At 65.5% G+C, this 663-nt stretch carries 1 pseudogene; it reads left to right on the top strand.

The features are described from left to right. Positions 1-362: 362 nt before the first annotated feature. Positions 363-663 (top strand): annotated as a pseudogene (locus tag J5F18_RS13125) (ACT domain-containing protein); the annotation flags it as partial.

Here is a 663-nt window from a genome sequence, read left to right as displayed (position 1 = left end):
AGGGCGGCGGCGGGGGCGAATCTCGACTCTGGGCTGGGGCATTGGCGGGCGCGGGCTCGGAAAGTGGTGTTTCCACTATACGGGAAGGCCCCGGGCAGCCACAACGCGGGGTGGGGCAGTCCTGCCGCCGTTACCTCGAACGCCCATTATAAGAGCGCCGATTATGCCGGTTCGACGCGTCGACGATGGCGCCGGCAGGCGCCCCGATAACACCGATATCGCCGATAAATCGGGCTCCTGCAACAGGCCGTCCTTTTCCGAGAGAGATCGGGGCGCAAGGGTGGCGGAACCTTCTGTTTTCGCTACTTTCTGTTTTCGCTACACTGTCGCACCCCGATTCCAGCCCAATCCAGAGTGCCCACATGTCACACTACTACCGCCTGGTGGTCTCCTGCCCCGATCGCGTGGGCATCGTCTCCCGGGTCTCCGGGTTCATCGCCGGCCACGGCGGCTCGATCACCGAGGCGAGCCAGCACTCCGACCTGGAGACCGGCCGCTTCTTCATGCGCTACGAGATCCTGGCCGACTCCATCGGCATGCCGCCCGAGACGCTGCGCGAGGCCTTCCTGCCCATCGCCGAGGAGCTCGACATGACCTGGTCGCTGACCGATACCCGCAATCGCCCCCGGGTGGTGATGATGGTCTCCCGGGAGTCCCACTGCC

The organism is Halomonas sp. BM-2019, assembly GCF_017584085.1.
Note: the sequence above shows the minus strand (reverse complement) of the source record. Positions and strands in the feature narration are given on the sequence as shown.